Genomic DNA, 17,588 nt, shown 5'->3' on the forward strand with positions numbered 1-17,588 from the left:
GCGCCGGTTCAGGCCTGCAGGCCGACGTCACCTCGTCGGGTTGTGGCAGGTTCGGTCGAGGGTATTACGTCGGTCACCGCGTCCCCGCGCCGGAACAGGCTGGCGCGTTTCCACCAGACGACCACGACCGTGACACCGACGAGAATCCAGGTATCCCACGGCTGTGCATCTGGCCAGAACGGGTTGATGAGCTGCCAGTGGAACAGCATCGGCAGCAGAATGCTCCCGCGCGCGGCGTTGAAGATGGGCGTCACGAGGATCGCCAGCGTGACGTTGCCGATGAAGAACGGCAGGAAACTCCAGTCGGCATAGACCGTGCTCGCCAGGTAGAACGCGGGAAGGTGCCAGAGGCCCCAGATCACCCCGATGGCTGCACCGGCAAAGACGGGCGAGACATACCGTTGCAGGATCGGAAGGGCGACGCCGCGCCAGCCAAGTTCCTCGACTGGCCCGAGAAACAGCATCACTGCGAGAATGGCAAAGGCGGCGCTGGCCCCCTGCGGCGGCAAGGGCGCGATCAACGGCCCGCCCTTCAGGAGCGATCCGGCCATGAAGATCAGCGGGATGCCAGCCAGGATGAAGATCCACCAGACCGGATCGCAGCGCCACAAGGCCATCCGCCCGAGATAGCTTCGCAGGCCCGACATACCACCATGAACGAAAACGACGGTCAGTCCGGCAATCGCCGGCGCCCATGTCGCCAGGAAATAGAGCGGATGCAAGCCGCTGAGCTCGCCGAAAAGGCCCGATGCGGTCTCCGGGAAGAAGATGTAGCTCCCGGCGATCGCCCATGTGATCGCGAAGGTAAGCGCGATTTGCCAGATGATGGCGCTCGACGGGACGACGTGGCCAGGATTCTGCGATGGATGGCGTGTCATTTTCCTACTCCGGATTGCGACCTCGGCACCCTCGTCAGGCACCGGGAACCTTGGCGTGCGGATCAGCCTCTGCCGTTCCATCTCCACGCGCGGGGTTCATGAAGCTGAAGCAGCCCGGCTCTGCCCCCAAGGATTTCTCCACGATCTCCTGCGTGACCAAGCGTCGTGCCGCAATTTCCTCCGCCGAGAAACTGAACAGGCCGCCGTCGGTCAGGAACTCGGCTCCGGTAAGCAAAAACTGGATCGTTTCGAGGGGCCGCGCGACGGCAAAGACACCCTCCCCGTTCCCCTGCTCGATGATCCGCGCGAAGATCGGGGAAAGCCGCAGAACGGTCTGAACATTGGTGGCTTCATGCAGCTGCCGGTTTTCCGGAAGATGCATCATCTCGGCAAGTTGCTCCGTGTCGTCGCCGCCGACATGGCTGTCCGACAGCAGCGCCTGCATCTTATGCATGGCGGATTGCGAGGGATCGTCGGCGACCTCGGCGGCCATCTCCGTGAGCCGGTCCAGCGCGCGGTCGACGACGGCGCCGAGAACTTCCTCCTTGGACCGGAAATAGTAATAGAACGTCCCCTTCGCGACACCCATCTCGCGGATGATCGTTTCGACCGAGCAACTGGCGTAGCCGACCGTTCTGAACAGCCTCTCGGCTGTTTCGATGATTTCGAGGCGTCGTTCCTCTGGCGCCTTTATGGTGCGCGGCATCATCGTCTCCATGAGTCCCTTCTTCTTTTACTGACTGACGGTCAGTCAGTCAATATGCCGTCGCGATCCGGGCTCCGAAACTGGAACGAAGTAATACGACAGAACGGACACAAGACAGCCGCCACCTCCCACGAAGCGCGGCGCAATGTGTTGCCTTTGTTTTGACAATCGCGACTCACCACCGTTGCGCTGCCCGATCCAAACGGCCGCCAAGGCGGATGGCCACGGCAGACAAAACTCTTCCCCAAGGTCAATCTGACTTGGACAGGGCGGGTTTCCGATGCCAATCTGGCGGCATTTCAGTCTGACGAGGTGGCGAAGGGATGAGTGACCCAGGCGCGGAGGCAAAGTTGGCGGCTGACTGCACGGCCGCCTGGAATTTCGGATCGGCAGAGGCCGTCGCCTCCTTCTATGCCGAGGATGGCGTGATCGTCATCAACCGGGGCAATCCATGGACGGGCCGCGCACGCGTCCGCGATATGGCGGTGGGGTTCATCGCGGATGTCTCCGACCTCGTCCAGACATGCGACAATATCTGGTGTTCGGACAGCCATGCCGACTATGTCTGGACCTTCACGGGGCACGACGCCGCATCCGGCCTCCAGCTGACCGTGCGCGGCTGGGAGGAATGGGACCTCGACGAAGAACGCAGGGTGAAACACGCGTCCGGCTGGTTCGACGCGGAAGACTACGCGCGCCAGGCGCCCGGCGGGTAATCGGCAATGATGATCCACGAGCTATATGCCGATCCTGATGGCGAGAGCCGCTGGCGCGATGTCGAGGTAACCCTCGAGGAGCGCGTCTTCGCGCCGCCGGCAAAGGGAATCGAGGTTTCTGCACCGCAGCCGGCCAGCCAGACCGTATTCCTCCGCCTCCGGTCGGGTTGGGACGAACCGATCCACCCCACCCCCGTAGCGCAGCGACTGGTCTGCCTGTCCGGCAGCGTCCGGGTCACGGCAAGCGATGGGACCTTCCGCGATATAGATCCGGGTGACGTGTGGGACATGTCCGACACCCACGGAAAGGGCCACCACACCGCCGTGACCAGCGCCGAGGATTTCGAATGCGTGATCGTGCAGTTCGCCTGAGCGCCAGGTGTCAGGGCCGTCTCTGAAAGTCGCATCCGCGCCGGCGTTCGGAACGATCCGGCGCCGTCATCCCCTGTGCACGAGGCTCGGAAAGAGATGCGGCTCCAGACTCGCTCCGTCGAAAGTTTCGCCCTCGGTCAGGACCGAAACCGCGTCGTGGCTGTGCAGGCTCTCCTGATGGCTCGCCACCACCCGGAAGTCGCCGATCCGAGAGTCTGCCTGCAGGGCTTCGGCAAAGAGCCGCGCCGCGTCCTCGACAAAGACCGGATTGGCCGCGTTCAACTCGGCGAAAGCCTGTTCGTCCTCGCGCTTTACCATCACCTGCGTCTCCGTTGGCACCGCGCGGCGGCACATCTCCACCACTTCCTCGAACCAGGGGCATCCGGCCTCGGGATCGATCACCATCGAAAGCCGCGCCACCGACCGCTGTGAATGCGGCACGGCCAGTTGACCGCGGGCGCGGCGGGCATGTTCGGATAGTTCCAGCGAACACGGGCAGGTCGAGGCATAGACATAGTCGAGATGCATGATCTTGAGGCGCGATCCTGCCTGGTCCACCATCTCCAGCGCCATGTCGTAATACTGGAACCCCTCGAGCCCCGAGCGCAGCGCTGTCACCTTCATCGGGAAGGCGAAGCGCATCATGATCCTTGCATCGAAGCTCTCGAGATCGCGCTTGTAGCCTTCAAGCGCATCCTCGATCACCTCGAAGCTGAAGGTGCGCTCGGCAGAGGCGTAGAAGCTGCGCATGATGCGCGACATGTTGATGCCCTTCTTCTCGGCCTCGAGGCTGACCGTGCCCGTCACCGATGTGTCGAGCGCGAGATCGGCCCCTTCGCGACGGTGAAAGCGGATCGGCAGCCGGAAATTCGAGATGCCAACATGCTGGATCTGCCGCTTGGTGCCACGGATCAGGCTTTCCGGGCCGTTCTGAAGATCAGGCATCTCCGCCTTGTAGGCATCATCAACGACAAAATCTGCCGGGTAAGTGCGGCTGAGTGCGGGGTAGGAGTTCGGGGTGCCTTGCGGCAGAAGCCTGGCAACGACCGGGTCGAGATCGGCGATCTCCAGCTCCGAGGCGGTGCCGGCCCATTGGCGCAGCACTTCCAACGCGCGCGCGGCATCGCTGCGATCGGGTGTCCGGGGAAAGTCGTTCATGTGAAGGTTCATTCTGGCCTCGCGCGACAGATCTGCGCCCGGTCAAGGTCGCGCCGGCGGCGGTGGCTTGTCCAGAGCAATATTATACGAATTTACGAATGCGGCCCGCGTGTGGATCACATCAACGCCGATAACGCGCGACGAAGTTCCTCAGGATAAGGGGCGCGAGCGACGTATCGCTTTGTAGTACCGCGCGGGTCAGGTCGGCGGCCTCTTCGGGCGGGAAATAGCCCTTGTCCTTGTAGATGGCGATCCGGAGGGCGAAGACCGCACCATCGGCCTCGGGGTGGAACTGGGTGGCATAGACGTTCCGTCCGTGGCGGATCATCTGGAAGGGACAGGGGGCGGAGGCCAGAAGGTGGGTGCAGCCGGACGGCAGCGCCTGCACCGCTTCCTTGTGCCCCACCAGCGCGTCGAAACGGTCTGGCAGGCCGGCGAGGATCGGATCGGCGCGCCCCTCCTGTGTCACCGCGCAGGGCACCGGCCCGACCGGCTCGCCATAGCGGGCCTTCGAGACGTCGCCGCCGAGGTGATGGGCGAGAATGCCGATGCCGTAGCAGCAGCCGAGGAATGGGATATCCTGCCCGGTGATCTGCGGCATCAGGGCGAGGATCTCCTCCTCGATGTGCTTCTCGACTGCCGATTTTTCCTCGTCGTGATCCGAAACGCAGCCGGGTCCGCCGCCGACGATCACGCCGGAATACGCTCCGAGATCCAGATCCGCCGGTATCTCTTCCCTCTCCAGCCGCACGCGCCGGACCTCGTCCGGGTCCAGCGCACCTTTCGCGAGGAACGCCTCGAACTCGTTGTCCGACGCCTCCGGTTCGGGGCGCAATTGCAGGATCAGGAAGGGCTTCATCGCAGGCGTTCCTTTCGGTCACGCCGCATCTGCCGCAAGCCGTGCCGATCCGTCAAGCCGCCTGCACCGTCTCGCGCAGCGTCTGGAGCCAACCGGGGACTTCGCGGGCATCGACCTCGGCCTCGCGGACGAGACCGTCGAAATGCTCGGTCAGCGAGCGGACGCGATCACGGGAACGGAAGGCGAGGTAGAAGCGGCCGATATAGACCACGCCGAGGAAGGAGCCGAAGATCGTCACCGGCGCGCTGAACACGCGACGCGACTCGTAGAGGAAAAGGCGCAGCGAGGGGAAGAGTGCGTCCGTGGTGGCAATCAGGTGGTCGAGTTGAGCGCGGCGGGTGTCGGCGTCGAGCCCCTCGTAATACCCCGCGCCGGCGGCAAAGGCGCGCAACTCCCCCAGGGAGACGGCGATCTCGTAATCCGAGCTCTGTTCCCCAAGCAGGCCGTAGCGATCCTGCGACGCGCCGATTGCCTGTTCGGGCGTTTTGCCGAGGAAATGCCGGTATTCCCAGTTCAACAGCGCCTCGGTCTTGAGCATGTCCGGGAGCGTGGCCGGGACATGGCGGATCTTGTAGCCCGCCGCTTCGCGGTGCCAGTCATGGAGCTGGGAATCGGCCGAAGATCGGGCGGCTTCGGTCACCGTGACGGCCGCCGCGAGCACGTCACCGGGCCGCTCGGGCAGGTCCGTGAGGCCCAGGAGCCAATCCGAAGAGACGCCAAGCGCCCGCGCGCATTCGGCGGCGAGATGGGCATTCGGAAGGCGCGCCGAACCGTCGGAGAGGAGTTGCGCCACAGTCGACCGATCCGCGCCTGTGGCGCGGGCAAGCCCGCTCCGTGACGTATTGGTGAGCGCCATCTGGGCCGCGAGCCTGTCCCGGAAGATCACGGCGCGGTCGCGTTTGTCGATTTTCTTCATGTCTGTCGTTTTTCCTCACCATTCGGGAGAAATGCAAGAGAAGATCCAGAATTCCCACGGCCTTCATTCGGAGCGAAACTGCTGCCGAACCAACGGACTCCGGAGACTGGACATGCACGACCCCCCCGCACGTAGCATCGTGAAAGCGCTGACATGGCAGGCCATGGGCCTCGTCGTCATGACGGCGATCACATGGGCCGTGACGGGGTCGGTTGCCACGGGCGGCGCCGTGGCGCTGCTTGGCGCAGCGACGGGAACCGTAACCTATCTTCTGCACGAGCGCCTCTGGGCGCGCTTGGGCTGGGGGCGGCGGGTGGAGCCGGAGCCGGTCGCGTCCGGGCGGCGCTGAGCCGGGCTACTATCTGGGAGCGCAGGTCTCGGTGGGGCGCCAGGCATGGATCAGATCACCCGAGGGCCGCTCGACCGCCCAGAGATTGCCGCCGCCCGCGGGTTGGTCATATCTCCGGGAGATCGTCCAACCGGCAAGATGGCACAGGAGAAGCGTCCCGACCGCGCCATGACCGACGAGAAGGACATCCCCCATACCGTCCCACTTCAGAAGATCCGCCGTTTCCGCCACGATCCGTGCCTGCGCGTCCAAGGCCCGCTCCCAGCCGAAGACGGATACCCCGGCCGCGGCGAAAAAGGCGTCCGCCGTCGCCTCGAAGGCATCCGCCGGCAGGAAGCCGGTGGCCGAGCGGTCGTTCTCATGCGTCCTGGGCCGGATCTCCGCGGGGCAGCCGAGGGCGGTCGCGATCGGCCGGGCCGTCTCGACGGCCTTGCGCTCGGCGCTGCTCACCACCCGGACGACGCCGGCGAACGCGCCGGCGCCGATCCAGGCGCCGACGCGGGCGCGGCCGGTCTCGTTCAGCCCCCAATCCGGCACCGGCACCGCCGGGTCGATCGCCACCTGTGGATGCGAGAGATAGAGAAGCCGCGCCAACAGTTCAGACAGCATCCAGCGCCTGCCGGACATCGGCGATGAGATCGTCCGTGTCCTCGATGCCGAGGCTCAGCCGGACCAGACCCGGCGTGATCCCAAGTTCCGCCCTCTGCTCGTCGCTGAGCCGCTGGTGGGTGGTCGTCGCAGGGTGGGTGACGATCGATTTCGCATCGCCGAGATTGTTGGAAATCGTAATGATCTTCAGCGCGTTGAGGAAGCGGAAAGCCGCCGCCTGCCCGCCCTTGATGTCGAGCGACAGCACCGTGCCGGGTTTCTCGAGGAGGCGATCGGCGAGCACGTGCTGCGGGTGCTGCTCGAGGCCGGGATAGATGACGCGCTCCAGCCGCGCATCCCACTGCAACGCCTCGGCCATCGCCTGCGCCGTCGCCGCCTGGGCGCGCACGCGCAAATCCAGCGTCTCGAGGCCCTTGAGCATGATCCAGGCGGTGAACGGGCTCATCGAACCGCCGGTATGCTTGAGATAGGGTTCCACCGTCTTGCGGATGAACTCCTTCGTGCCGAGGATCACGCCGCCGAGCGCCCGGCCCTGCCCATCGATATGCTTGGTGGCCGAGTAGACGACAACGTCCGCACCCTGCTCCAGCGCGCGCGAAAAGACCGGCGTCGCGAAGACATTGTCGACGATGACCGTCGCGCCGACGCGGCGTGCGAGCTTGGCGACCGCAGGCAGGTCGATCACCTCCAGCGTCGGGTTCGACATGGACTCGAAGAAGACCGCCTTGGTGTCCTTGTTGATCGCGTGTTTCCACTGGTCGAGATCGGTGCCGTCGACAAATGTCACCTCGACGCCGAACCGCGTCAGCACGTCCTCGAGGATGTAAAGGCAGGAGCCGAAGAGCGCCCGCGCCGCCACCACGTGGTCCCCGGCCTTCAGCATCGACGTCAGCGCGCCATTGACTGCGGCCATGCCAGACGCGGTTGCAAAAGCGTCCTCCGCCCCCTCGAGCGCGGCGATGCGCTCCTCGAACATCCGCACCGTCGGGTTTCCGTAGCGGGCATAAATGAACTCGTCCTCGCCCGCCTCAAGAAACCGAGCCTCGGCCTGCTCGGCGCTGTCATAGACAAAGCCCTGGGTCAGGAAAATGGCCTCGGACACCTCGCCATACTGGCTGCGGCGGATGCCGGAATGAATGAGTTTCGTGCGCGTCTTCCAGTCGTCCATCGGCCGACCTCCCATGAAAAAGCCCCACCGCAGCCAGCGGCGGGGCGACCCGCTCCTGACCTCTTTAGCGGCATGTTTTACGTGGCCCGCAATCCGGTGAACAAATCGCCACGGTGAGGTGACGTAACGCCGAAGCACCGGTGTCGTCAAGTCGCGCCCGGCCGTTACCGTTTCGTTACCGTCTCGTCACGTCCGCTTAATCCGCATGTCACCCCAGCGTAGCAGATTGGCGCTAAGCGACATACCAGATGTAGTGGATGGCGAAGATGCCCCTGGTCCGGGTCAATGTCGAAGGTGACAGGCTCACAGCACCCGAGCAGGTGCAGGGCGAATTGCACGCGGCGCTGACGCGGACGAGCCCGGGCGCACCGGTCGTGGTGATGATCCACGGCTACAAGTTCTCGCCTGCCTTCGAGCCGCACTCGCCCCACAGCCACATCCTCTCGCTCTCCCCGGCGCGCGACGACTGGAAGGCACTTTCCTGGCCTCGGGCGCTCGGTCTCGGTTCGGACGCCAAGGACGAGCCGCTCTGCATCGCCTTCGGTTGGGAGGCGCGCGGCTCGCTGTGGCACGCCTACGAGCGCGCCGCGAAAGCGGGGCGGGCGCTGGCGGCACTGATTGTGCTCGTACGCCGGCTCCGGCCGGAGATTTCGGTCGACGTGTTGGCTCACTCGCTTGGCTGCCGCGTTGCACTCTCGGCGCTCCCCCACCTGCCCGCGCGCTCCATGGGCCGGGCCGTGCTGATGGCGCCGGCGGAACTGCGCTCGCGCGCCATCGCGCGGCTCGACAGCGTCGCAGGGCGTTCTGTCGAAGTCCTGAGCATCACCAGTCGCGAGAACGGCGTCTACGACCGGCTTCTGGAATGGCTGCTGGCGCCGCTGCGCTTCGGTGACCGGTCGCTCGGCGCGGGATTGTCGCATCTCGCCGACAACTGGATCGACGTGAATATCGACCACCGCGACACCCGGGCCGCCCTCGCCAGTTGCGGCTTTCCCGTGCCCGCCTCCGACAAGCGAATCTGCCACTGGTCGGTCTATCTCCGCCCCGGCCTCTTCCCATTCTACCGCGCCGTCCTGCACCGGAAGATTCCACTCAACACTCTGCGTCAGCAGAAACGGGAGGTGTCGCAGGCAGGCGCCGGGCCGCGCTTCCGGCTTCCGTTGCCATTTGCTTCGTGAGGACCCGCCGCGCGGGTCAGGGTTGCGGCAAATGCACCGGTTGCGTGAGCAGCAGGGCGAGCGATGCATTCTCGCGGCCGAAATCGAAAACGAAATCGTCCAGGGTACCAGACTCCACAAACGCTTCTTGGTCGTTGTCTGGCACGGGCGGCGCATCGTCGGCGGAGACCTCGGTCAGAGGGCGGGAAAGCAGTGCCTGCGCCTCGTCCGACAAAGCCCGGAAATCACGCGACAAACGCGCGCGGTTCTTCAGAAGATACCCGGCAGCCCCCCGACGGAATCCGTCACGGTCACGAGGGTCGACCCGGTCGAGAAGGCAGGAGAGGAAATAGAGCGCGAAATCCTCCGGCGAGAAGGAGGTTCGCTGCGCCATCAGCGTAGCATAGGCGCACTCCATCAAATCGCCGGTTTCATCGCCGGCCGTCATGTCGGGATCGATACGGCCATGCAGCGTCATCGCCCGGAGCGCTTCGCCGAAAGCAATATCCTTCTGCCGCTCCTGGACAGGATCCATGCCGGTTGCCGGCATACCGGTTGTGAGTCGGAATACGCTGTTCACCACTGCCCGAAAGGACCGTTTTCCGGCCCCTTTTCCCGTTTCTGCTCTGCGCGGAACGTTCCGGATGCCCGGTCGCCCCGTATTTTCTGGGAAAAGACTAGACCAGCCGAGCGCACGACACAAGTTGGACACTTGGACAGTCACGCTTTCGTGGCGGACGCCGTTTCTGCCTTGCCCTCCCGCGCGCAAGCGTCTTGTTTCCGGTCCGGACCGACAGGAGAAAGCGCATGCCTCAGGACCCGATCGACCTTTACTACTGGCCAACGCCCAATGGCTGGAAGATCTCGATCGCGCTCGAGGAGATGGACCTGCCCTACCGGTTGCATCTCGTCGAGATTGGCAAGGGCGCCCAATATGACCCCGGCTTCCTGGAGATCGCGCCGAACAACCGCATTCCGGCGATTGTCGACCCGGACGGGCCCGACGGCGCGCCGGTCTCGATCTTCGAATCCGGTGCGATCCTGCAATATCTCGCCCGGAAGACCGGCCGCTTCTACGGCGAGAGCGAGCGCGACAGGATCGCTGTTGAACAATGGCTCTTCTGGCAGGTCGGCGGCGTCGGTCCGATGGCCGGGCAGGCGCATCATTTCCTGAAATACGCACCCGCGATGGACCCGCCCCAAGACATCCCCTATGCGCAGGACCGGTATCGCCGCGAGGTTTCCCGGCTCTACGGGGTGCTCGACCGGCAACTCGCGAAGCACCGATACGTGGCGGGCGATTTCTATTCCATTGCCGATATGTCGCTCTGGGGCTGGGCCTCGCTCTGGGAGGGCCAGCTGCAGGTGCTCGCCGACACGCCCAACATGGCGCGCTGGCTCGAGGATCTCGCCGCGCGGCCGGGCGTGCAGCGGGGCCGCGCGCTGGCCGCCGAGAAACGCTCCGACTTCCGCCGCGAGGCGTCGACCCACAGGTTCCTGTTCCGGCACTAGGGTCGGGAGTCGAAATCCGTTCCATTCCCGGACGACATGCCGTTAACTGCCCCGCAGTGGGAAAACAGGGAGCGACACATGTTCATCCGCCACATGATGGCCACCGCCGCCCTGGCGCTGGCCGCCACGGGAGCGCTGGCCGCACAGGACGAGATCACCATCGGCATGGCGCTGGAACCACCCAATCTCGACCCGACCGGCGGCGCTGCCGCCGCCATCGACGAGGTGGTCTATGCCAATGTCTTCGAGGGGCTCACCCGTTTCGCACCGGACGGCTCCATCGTGCCCGGCCTCGCGGAGAGTTGGGACATCTCGGAGGACGGCACGGTCTACACCTTCCATCTGCACGAGGGCGTGACCTTCCATGACGGCTCGGCAATGGATGCGGAGGACGTGAAGTTCTCGCTCGACCGAGCCCGCGCCGAGGACAGCACCAACGCCCAGAAGGCGCTTTTTGCCGGGATCACGGATGTCGAGGTGGTTGATCCGCTCACCGTCAAGGTGACGCTCGCCAACCCGGACGGCGCCTTCCCGTTCAAGATGGCCTGGGGCGACGCGGTGATCCTTGCGCCGGAGACCGCCGACGAGGCCGCGACGAAACCCATCGGCACCGGCCCCTTCGCCTTCTCCAACTGGGTTCAGGGCGATTCGGTCGAGATCACCCGCTACGATGGCTACTGGGGCGAAGCGCCGGCGCTGGCCAAGGCGACCTTCAAGTTCATCTCGGACCCCAACGCCGCCTTTGCGGCGATGATGGCCGGCGACGTCGACGCCTACCCGAACTTCCCGGCACCTGAGACGCTGGCGCAGTTCGAGGCCAACCCGATGTTCAAGGTGATCGTCGGCTCGACCGAGGGCGAGACGATCCTCGCCATGAACAACAAGGCCGCGCCGCTCGACAACGTCAAGGTGCGCGAGGCCATCGCCCATGCGATCAACCGTCAGGAGATCATCGATGGCGCGATGCATGGCTTCGGCACGCCGATCGGCACGCATTTCGCGCCGCACAATCCCGATTACGTCGACCTGACCGCGCAATCGGCCTACGATCCGGAAGCGGCGAAGGCGCTGCTAGCGGAGGCCGGGCAAACCGACCTCAAGCTGCGCCTGGCGCTGCCGCCCCCGTCCTATGCCCGCCGCGGCGGCGAAATCGTGGCGGCCGAGCTGCGCGCGGTCGGGATCGAGACCGAGATCAGCAACCTCGAATGGGCGCAGTGGCTCGAGCAGGTGTTCAAGGGCAAGGATTTCGACCTGACCATCGTCAGCCACACCGAGCCCGCGGACATCAACATCTACGCAAGGCCGGATTACTACTTCCAGTATGACAACCCGGACTTCCAGGCGCTGATGGCCGAGCTTGATGTCACCACGGACGCCGCAACGCGCAGCGAGCTCCTGAAGTCAGCACAGGAGATGATCGCGAATGACTATGTGAACGCGTTCCTCTTCCAGCTGGCCAAGGCAGGCGTCGCCAATGCCAAGATCGAGGGCCTGTGGGAGAACACGCCGACCCAGGCCAACGACCTGACGGGCGTCCACTGGACAGACTAGGCACAGAGCGGGACGCCCGATGAGGGGGCGTCCCGCAGCATTTCGAGGCTCAGGCGTGACATCGCGCTTCATCCGCGGCGCTGCGGCGCTTCTTCTCTGCGGCGCGATGATCGGCGCGGGATGTCCGGCGTCGTCGCAGGACGCGCCCGGACTGCGTTTTCTCGGTGCGGCCGAGATCGCCACCGGGACGCGCTTCGAGGGAACCGAGATCGGCGGACTCTCGGGTCTTGCCTGGCGTGGCGGCGATGCCTGGCTTGCGATCTCCGATGATGGCGCCGATCCGCGGGTCTACGATTTCACCCTGACGCTTCAGGAGGAGCGGCTCGGCGCTGGGAGCATCCGGATCGACGCGGTGCGCCGGCTGACACCTGCTGGCGGAGGGCGTTTCAAACCGCCGCTCGACCCGGAAGCCATTGCCCTCGGTCCAGGCGGCTGGATCTACGTCGCCGACGAAGGATACACGTGGAAAGGTCATCCGTCACAGGTGCGGATCTTCAACGGCGACTTTGCCTCGCGCGGCAGCCTGGCCCCGCCGCCGAAGATCCGGCCGGACGGGTTCCGGAATGACCTCGGTAGCCGCGGCGTGCGGCGCAAGTTCGGCTTCGAGAGCATCGCGATCACCCCGGACGGCCGCCGCCTCTTTACCGCGGTCGAGCAGGCGCTGCTTCAGGACGGTCCGGCGGTCGGCCCCGCCATCGGGTCCCGGACCCGGCTATTCAGCTACGATCTAGAGAGCGGCGCGGCCGGGCCGGAATATGCCTACCCGCTCGCGCCGGTGCCCGGCATGCTGCCCCTGCCGCTCGCGCAGGAAGCCGCGGGGCTCGTCGGGCTTCTGGCGCTCGACAACGCGGGCGGCTTTCTTGCGCTCGAACGCAGCTTCACGCTGAGCACTGGATTCTCGGTGCGGCTTTTCCGGGTCGACACTGCCGGCGCGACGGATGTGAGCGGCGACTTTGTGCTACCCGAGGACGCCATCCCCGTCCGCAAGCGCGAGCTGCTGGATCTGGCAAACCTCGGGATCGAGCTCGACAACATGGAGGGCATGGCGCTCGGACCGGAACTCGCAACCGGCGAGCGCTTGTTGCTCCTCGTCTCCGACAACAATTTCCGGGCACGGCAGAGGACGCTCTTCCTCGCCTTCGGGTTCCTCCCCGACGCAGAGCAACGCGCCGCTCTGGACCCATCGGAGGCGCGCGCGGACTGACGCAACGTCCGATCGCGTGGAGTCGGCGCATCGAGTGTTGCAATTTCTTGCAATAACGCGCACCAGTCCGCAAGAATTTGCAGGAACTGCTGCCATGGGAAGCCCGTTCAACACCCCGGAAGCCCGCCAGCGTCTTCTTCGGACCCGCGCCGCCGAGGGGGTACCTCTGGTGTTGTCGCAACTCGCAGAAGAGTTCGCCGTCTCGCCGGACACGATCCGGCGCGACCTTCTGGCGCTCGAGGCGGCAGGCGCGGTGACGCGGGTCCGCGGCGGCGCCTTGCCGGTCGCACCGCTCGCCGCCCCGCTCCATGTCCGACAGGCAAGCACCGGCGCGCTGGCCGAACGGCTCGCCCGCGCTGCGCTCCCGCTCGTCGAGGACGGCATGGTGCTAATGCTCGACGGTGGCACCAGCGTGACGCATCTCGCCCGCGCGCTCCCGGCCTTGCCTCGCGGGCTCGTGGTCACGCCCTGCCCCGACGTGGCGACCGTGACCCTCGCGCGCGGCACGGAGACCATTCTCGTCGGCGGTCGACTCTCGCGTTTCGGCGGCATCGCCGTGGGCCAGGCGGCCGAGCGGATGATCTCAGAGATCGCCGCCGATCTCTGCCTGCTCGGGGCGTGCGGGCTCGATGCCGGTTTCGGCCTCGGCGCCGACGATGCTGACGAAGCCGCCGTCAAGCGGGCCATGGCGCAGGCGAGCGCCCGCGCCGTTGTGCTGACCGGCGCACCAAAGCTCGGACGCCGCGCCCGCCACCGCGTCCTGCCTTGCGACGCGCTCGACCTGCTGGTAACGGACGCGCCCGCCTCCGCCACCGAAGCCTTCGCCGATACCGGCATGGAGATCCGTCATGTCTGACACCGCCGCCCCCCGGCGAATCGCCTGGCGTACGCCCTGGCGCGCCGTCGCCGCCGCTTTCGCCTTCAACGGCATTCTGCTCGGCATCTGGGCCGCGCGCATCCCGGCTGTGGTCGAGATCCACGCCCTTTCGGAAGCCGATCTCGGCCTGCTGCTGCTCTTCATGGGGGTCGGTGCGCTGGTCTCGTTCCCGCTCGCAGGACGGCTTGCCGACAGCCTTGGCGCGGCGCGGCTGACCCGCTGGATCGCCGCGAGCTACTCGCTGACGCTGATCCTCATCGCACTGGCGCCGTCGCGCCCCTGGCTCGCCGTCGCGCTTTTCCTCTTCGGCATGGCGCATGGCTCGATGGACGTGGTGATGAACACCTGGGCCAGCGAGGCGGAGAAACGCGCGGGCCGCGCGATCATGTCCTCCTTCCACGCGATGTGGAGCCTCGGTGCCGGGCTGGGCGCGCTCTCGGGCTTCGCGGCGACCAGCTTCGGCTGGTCGGTGCCGCTGCATTTCATCGCCGGCGCGCTCGTGTCGGCGGCGCTCTTCCTGCCCTTCCTGACCCTGCCATGGCAGTCGGACACGCGCCCGCACGATCCGAACGCGCCGGTCTTTGCGATCCCCCGCGGCGCGCTGGTGCTGGTGGGCCTCGTCGCGCTCGCCGCAGCGGCAAGCGAAGGGTCCGTGGCGGATTGGAGCGCCGTCTATCTCGCCGATGTCGTGCAAGCCGGCAAGGCGCAGGCGACGCTCGGCTTCGCCGTCTACTCGGTTGCGATGGTCAGCACGCGCTTGCTGGTCGATCGGGTGGTAACGCTGCTTGGCCCGGTGCTCTGGGCACGGATCAGCGGCCTGCTGGCAGCAACCGGCATGGGGCTCGTGGTCGCCTTCCCGGTCCTGCCGGTGGCACTGGCAGGGTATGTCCTGCTCGGCATCGGCTGTGCGGCAATCGTGCCGCTGGCCTTCAGCCGCGCCGCCGCGGACCCCTTTGTGCCACCCGGGCAGGCAATCGCCTCGGTGGCGACGCTCTGCTACGGCGCATTGCTGATGGGACCGCCGGCGGTCGGGTTCATCGCCGAGGCGACCTCGCTGCGGATCGCACTTGGGCTCATCGCCGCGCAGGCGCTCCTGATCACGCTGCTCGCGGGCGTTCTCCGGCGGCCGTGAGCCGCCGCAGCGAGTATCAGAACAGGTCGAACCGCACGGGGTTCTGTGCCCAATAGACCCGGCCGGCAAAGAGCAGCCGCTCGCGCGGATCGTTCGCGGCGCGATAGGCGATTCCCGCCTCCTGGCTCGCGCGTTCGAGCGCCTGAAGTGTCTGCGGTCCGACTGCGCCGTCGACCGTGACCTGCTGGCCGAGCTCCTTGAGCAGCATCTGCAGCGCCATGCCGAGTTCGCTTGCCGGTATATCGCCAAGAAGCTCGCGCGCCTTGGCCGCCGCTTCCTCGTTCGAGAGGTTGGCCGCCTTGGCCGCGCGCACGGCCGCCTCGGCCCCGCCCTTGCCAGGCACGTCGTCGTTGAGGATCAGCACCGCCGCGTTGGTCCCGCCCCAGCCGTCGCCGCGCTCGAGACCGATATCGTACCAGCGTACCGCCTCCGGCACGTCCTTCGCGCCGAGTTGGCCGCGCAGGATCATCCGCGCAATGCTGCTCGGGGCGCTCGGATGTCCGCCTTCGCTGGCCTTCTTGTAGTAGTCGAAGGCCGTCTGAAAGTCCGGCGGATTCCCGTCCAGACCCCGGACCGCAACGAAGGCGAGATTGGCGTAGCCATAGATGTCCTCGCGGGCTTCGGACGCGCGGAGATAGCGCATGCCGCGCTCGGGAATGTAGTGGTCGCTGTCCTTGTTGAGGAAATAGATGCCGAGTTCGTTCATCGAGTAGGTATGTCCCAACTCCAGCGCGCTTTCGAGCAGTTCAAAGCCACGCTGTCGCTCCGCTTCGGTCTCGCCGTTGTTGAGAAGCTGCTTGCCGAGCCGGTGCATCGGGTAGGGATCGCCGAGCGATGTGCCGCGTTCGAGCAATTCGCGTGCGAGTTCCTGGTTCTCCGGGATGCCAGTGGCCTCACGGTCGATCTGGTCGGTCGAGAACAGAACCGAGAGCGCGTGGAGCGCGCGGAGATGCCCGCCCTCGGAAGCCGCCTCGAAATTGGCAAAGGCTTGCTCAAGCCGACCCAAGCCTTGCTGGACGCGGCCGAGCTGGTAGCGGAAGCGTGCGTTCTCCGGGTCTCGCTCCACCGCCGCCTCACAGGCCGAAAGCGCCGCGAGTAGGTCGATCTCGTTGGGCAGCCGGTAGATGCCGACGCCCCCGAGGTCGAGCGCGTCACCCGCTTCGAGGTCGCAAGGATCGACCGTCAGGTCCAGCGCGACATCGACCCGCCGCTCGGATCCATCGGGATGTTCGATGTTCACTGCGAACTGGTCGGACACGGAATAGTCGTCGAGACTGGTCGCACGGATATCGGAGATCTGAGGCGAGTAGATGATCCGTGGTCCGCCCGACGGTGTCTCGCCAACCGAAAGGATACCGCTGTCCGGCGGCGTGACCAGTTCGGCGTCCTGGAAGGGCACATCGAGCCGGGCCTGGAAGAGGTCGGCGATGTCGACCCGCCGGTCGAACGGCTTCTCGATCCGGATCGAGACCGGTTCGAGGGAAATCGGCCCGTTCGCCGGCGAGGCAAGCACCATACCCCGGTCCGGCGAAACCGTCTCGCCCTCGGCCGGGGCGGTCTGCGCTTCCGGCCGGGCCACCGCCGGGATGAGGTAGAAGGGCCGCACCAGCGTCGAGCTTTCCCAGGGCACCTGCTTTCCCTGCGTCGCCGAATAGACCTGCTCGCGAACGCGCGGGAACAGGTTCTGGATATTCTCCCCGGGCGTCGTCCCGACCGCATTGATGATCGCCGACGTGTAGGGGCTGTTGCCGCCCACATCGCCGTCCATCGCCACCGCGCCGGGCGACGTGGAGAAGGCCACGAAGGAATTGAGAGGCGTGGAGAATACGTCGAAGCCTGACTTGGTCTCGAAGAGATTGGCATCCAGATCCGCTGCGAGGCGGATATCGGGGAAAGGATTGTCGCGACAGGAATCGAGGATTGCGACATGGGTCGCGCCGCGCGCCGCAAGCGTCTCGATCACCCGGTCCAGCGTCATCGTCTCCAGCGGCACGTCATAGATCGAGGCAAAGGCGGCATCGGTCGGCAACAGGTAGTTGCGCCTCCCGATCTGGATGCCGTGGCCGGCATAGTAGAACACGACGTCTGCGCCCTCGGTGATGTTCAGCATCGCGGTGCGCAGGAGTTCCTCGAACTCGCGCTTGTCGAGGTCGTAGCCGTCGAAGACGTTGAAGCGGAAGGACCGCAACATCGCCGCCATGTCCTCCGCGTCGCGCCGCGCATTGCCGAGATCGGGGACCGAGTCGTAGTCCTGGTTGCCGACGACGATGGCGACACGTCCGGGAACGGCCCGGCCGGTGTCGGCGCGGGTGACCTGGCGCAGATCCGCCGACGCCGGGAGGCCGGCGACGGCAAGCCCGCAGACGAGGAGAGCAATCCGGGAAGCTCCGGACGCCAGGCGAAATCTCGCTGTGTGAGACATGG

At 66.0% G+C, this 17,588-nt stretch carries 18 protein-coding genes and 1 riboswitch; of the genes, 9 read left to right on the forward strand and 9 right to left on the reverse strand.

The annotated features are described in order from the left end of the window. Positions 1–8: 8 nt before the first annotated feature. A complete protein-coding gene (locus tag EU800_RS02515; protein ID WP_129628241.1) occupies positions 9–878 on the reverse strand; it encodes a type II CAAX endopeptidase family protein in 870 nt (289 codons plus the stop codon). A 34-nt stretch (positions 879–912) separates the two neighbouring features. Continuing rightward, a complete protein-coding gene (locus EU800_RS02520) occupies positions 913–1,584 on the reverse strand; it encodes a TetR/AcrR family transcriptional regulator (protein WP_165354544.1) in 672 nt (223 codons plus the stop codon). A gap of 323 nt (positions 1,585–1,907) precedes the next feature. On the opposite strand from EU800_RS02520, the gene EU800_RS02525 reads away from it, so the two are divergent. Together EU800_RS02525 and EU800_RS02530 are read left to right on the forward strand one after the other, a co-directional pair. Continuing rightward, the gene (locus tag EU800_RS02525; protein WP_129628245.1) at positions 1,908–2,300 is read left to right on the forward strand and encodes a nuclear transport factor 2 family protein; all 393 of its coding nucleotides are present in this window, start codon (positions 1,908–1,910) and stop codon (positions 2,298–2,300) included. 6 nt (positions 2,301–2,306) lie between these two features. Next, the gene (locus tag EU800_RS02530; RefSeq protein WP_129628247.1) at positions 2,307–2,672 is read left to right on the forward strand and encodes a cupin; all 366 of its coding nucleotides are present in this window, start codon (positions 2,307–2,309) and stop codon (positions 2,670–2,672) included. Between the two features lie 66 nt (positions 2,673–2,738). Here the strand turns inward: EU800_RS02530 and folE2 are convergent, their stop codons facing one another. The 3 genes from folE2 to EU800_RS02545 all read right to left on the reverse strand — a co-directional run bounded on the left by folE2 (position 2,739) and on the right by EU800_RS02545 (position 5,605). Beyond that, positions 2,739–3,842, reverse strand: a complete 1,104-nt coding sequence (gene folE2, locus EU800_RS02535; protein ID WP_129628249.1) for a GTP cyclohydrolase FolE2 — start codon at positions 3,840–3,842, stop codon at positions 2,739–2,741. 109 nt (positions 3,843–3,951) lie between these two features. Next, positions 3,952–4,689, reverse strand: a complete 738-nt coding sequence (locus EU800_RS02540) for a glutamine amidotransferase (protein WP_129628251.1) — start codon at positions 4,687–4,689, stop codon at positions 3,952–3,954. Positions 4,690–4,741: 52 nt separating this feature from the next. Beyond that, positions 4,742–5,605, reverse strand: a complete 864-nt coding sequence (locus tag EU800_RS02545) for a helix-turn-helix transcriptional regulator (protein WP_129628253.1) — start codon at positions 5,603–5,605, stop codon at positions 4,742–4,744. A 112-nt stretch (positions 5,606–5,717) separates the two neighbouring features. Here EU800_RS02545 and EU800_RS02550 point away from each other — a divergent pair, with 112 nt between their 5' ends. Further along, complete coding sequence (locus EU800_RS02550; RefSeq protein WP_129628255.1) at positions 5,718–5,954, forward strand: DUF2061 domain-containing protein; 237 nt, start codon at positions 5,718–5,720, stop codon at positions 5,952–5,954. Positions 5,955–5,963: 9 nt separating this feature from the next. Here EU800_RS02550 and EU800_RS02555 read toward each other — a convergent pair whose 3' ends face one another. Then, a complete protein-coding gene (locus EU800_RS02555) occupies positions 5,964–6,563 on the reverse strand; it encodes a histidine phosphatase family protein (protein ID WP_242500380.1) in 600 nt (199 codons plus the stop codon). Further along, complete coding sequence (gene metZ, locus EU800_RS02560) at positions 6,553–7,731, reverse strand: O-succinylhomoserine sulfhydrylase (RefSeq protein WP_129628257.1); 1,179 nt, start codon at positions 7,729–7,731, stop codon at positions 6,553–6,555. Before metZ ends, EU800_RS02555 begins: the two co-directional genes overlap by 11 nt. Positions 7,732–7,774: 43 nt before the next feature. Beyond that, positions 7,775–7,853, reverse strand: a riboswitch (SAM riboswitch). 135 nt (positions 7,854–7,988) lie between these two features. Here metZ and EU800_RS02565 point away from each other — a divergent pair. Next, the gene (locus EU800_RS02565) at positions 7,989–8,909 is read left to right on the forward strand and encodes an alpha/beta hydrolase (protein ID WP_129628259.1); all 921 of its coding nucleotides are present in this window, start codon (positions 7,989–7,991) and stop codon (positions 8,907–8,909) included. A 16-nt stretch (positions 8,910–8,925) separates the two neighbouring features. On the opposite strand, the gene EU800_RS02570 is transcribed toward EU800_RS02565, so the two are convergent. Next, a complete protein-coding gene (locus tag EU800_RS02570) occupies positions 8,926–9,366 on the reverse strand; it encodes a hypothetical protein (RefSeq protein WP_129628261.1) in 441 nt (146 codons plus the stop codon). Between the two features lie 329 nt (positions 9,367–9,695). Between EU800_RS02570 and EU800_RS02575 the strand changes: the two genes are divergently transcribed. The 5 genes from EU800_RS02575 to EU800_RS02595 all read left to right on the forward strand — a co-directional run bounded on the left by EU800_RS02575 (position 9,696) and on the right by EU800_RS02595 (position 15,164). Beyond that, positions 9,696–10,400, forward strand: a complete 705-nt coding sequence (locus tag EU800_RS02575) for a glutathione S-transferase N-terminal domain-containing protein (RefSeq protein ID WP_129628263.1) — start codon at positions 9,696–9,698, stop codon at positions 10,398–10,400. A 78-nt stretch (positions 10,401–10,478) separates the two neighbouring features. Then, on the forward strand, positions 10,479–11,951 hold the full coding sequence (locus EU800_RS02580; RefSeq protein WP_129628265.1) for an ABC transporter substrate-binding protein: 1,473 nt from the start codon (positions 10,479–10,481) through the stop codon (positions 11,949–11,951). Positions 11,952–12,006: 55 nt separating this feature from the next. After that, positions 12,007–13,155, forward strand: a complete 1,149-nt coding sequence (locus tag EU800_RS02585; RefSeq protein WP_165354545.1) for an esterase-like activity of phytase family protein — start codon at positions 12,007–12,009, stop codon at positions 13,153–13,155. Positions 13,156–13,249: 94 nt separating this feature from the next. Further along, positions 13,250–14,011, forward strand: coding sequence for a DeoR/GlpR family DNA-binding transcription regulator (locus tag EU800_RS02590; protein WP_129628269.1), 762 nt, complete (start codon positions 13,250–13,252; stop codon positions 14,009–14,011). Beyond that, positions 14,004–15,164 carry an MFS transporter gene (locus EU800_RS02595; RefSeq protein ID WP_242500381.1) on the forward strand — a complete coding sequence of 387 codons (1,161 nt, stop codon included), beginning with the start codon at positions 14,004–14,006 and terminating at the stop codon, positions 15,162–15,164. Before EU800_RS02590 ends, EU800_RS02595 begins: the two co-directional genes overlap by 8 nt. Before the next feature lie 16 nt (positions 15,165–15,180). Here the strand turns inward: EU800_RS02595 and EU800_RS02600 are convergent, their stop codons facing one another. After that, a complete protein-coding gene (locus EU800_RS02600; protein WP_129628273.1) occupies positions 15,181–17,586 on the reverse strand; it encodes a caspase family protein in 2,406 nt (801 codons plus the stop codon). Between the last annotated feature and the right edge of the window lie 2 nt (positions 17,587–17,588).

The organism is Tropicimonas sp. IMCC6043 (genome assembly GCF_004146235.1).
GTDB lineage: Bacteria > Pseudomonadota > Alphaproteobacteria > Rhodobacterales > Rhodobacteraceae > Tropicimonas.

Excerpts from the sequence above, each read along its gene's own strand:
- EU800_RS02515 (WP_129628241.1), bottom strand. The coding sequence starts at position 878 with ATGACACGCCATCCATCGCAGAATCCTGGCCACGTCGTCCCGTCGAGC.
- EU800_RS02520 (WP_165354544.1), bottom strand. The coding sequence starts at position 1,584 with ATGCCGCGCACCATAAAGGCGCCAGAGGAACGACGCCTCGAAATCATC.
- EU800_RS02525 (WP_129628245.1), top strand. The coding sequence starts at position 1,908 with ATGAGTGACCCAGGCGCGGAGGCAAAGTTGGCGGCTGACTGCACGGCC.
- EU800_RS02530 (WP_129628247.1), top strand. The coding sequence starts at position 2,307 with ATGATGATCCACGAGCTATATGCCGATCCTGATGGCGAGAGCCGCTGG.
- folE2 (WP_129628249.1), bottom strand. The coding sequence starts at position 3,842 with ATGAACCTTCACATGAACGACTTTCCCCGGACACCCGATCGCAGCGAT.
- EU800_RS02540 (WP_129628251.1), bottom strand. The coding sequence starts at position 4,689 with ATGAAGCCCTTCCTGATCCTGCAATTGCGCCCCGAACCGGAGGCGTCG.
- EU800_RS02545 (WP_129628253.1), bottom strand. The coding sequence starts at position 5,605 with ATGAAGAAAATCGACAAACGCGACCGCGCCGTGATCTTCCGGGACAGG.
- EU800_RS02550 (WP_129628255.1), top strand. The coding sequence starts at position 5,718 with ATGCACGACCCCCCCGCACGTAGCATCGTGAAAGCGCTGACATGGCAG.
- EU800_RS02555 (WP_242500380.1), bottom strand. The coding sequence starts at position 6,563 with ATGCTGTCTGAACTGTTGGCGCGGCTTCTCTATCTCTCGCATCCACAG.
- metZ (WP_129628257.1), bottom strand. The coding sequence starts at position 7,731 with ATGGACGACTGGAAGACGCGCACGAAACTCATTCATTCCGGCATCCGC.
- EU800_RS02565 (WP_129628259.1), top strand. The coding sequence starts at position 7,989 with ATGGCGAAGATGCCCCTGGTCCGGGTCAATGTCGAAGGTGACAGGCTC.
- EU800_RS02570 (WP_129628261.1), bottom strand. The coding sequence starts at position 9,366 with ATGACGCTGCATGGCCGTATCGATCCCGACATGACGGCCGGCGATGAA.
- EU800_RS02575 (WP_129628263.1), top strand. The coding sequence starts at position 9,696 with ATGCCTCAGGACCCGATCGACCTTTACTACTGGCCAACGCCCAATGGC.
- EU800_RS02580 (WP_129628265.1), top strand. The coding sequence starts at position 10,479 with ATGTTCATCCGCCACATGATGGCCACCGCCGCCCTGGCGCTGGCCGCC.
- EU800_RS02590 (WP_129628269.1), top strand. The coding sequence starts at position 13,250 with ATGGGAAGCCCGTTCAACACCCCGGAAGCCCGCCAGCGTCTTCTTCGG.
- EU800_RS02595 (WP_242500381.1), top strand. The coding sequence starts at position 14,004 with ATGTCTGACACCGCCGCCCCCCGGCGAATCGCCTGGCGTACGCCCTGG.
- EU800_RS02600 (WP_129628273.1), bottom strand. The coding sequence starts at position 17,586 with ATGTCTCACACAGCGAGATTTCGCCTGGCGTCCGGAGCTTCCCGGATT.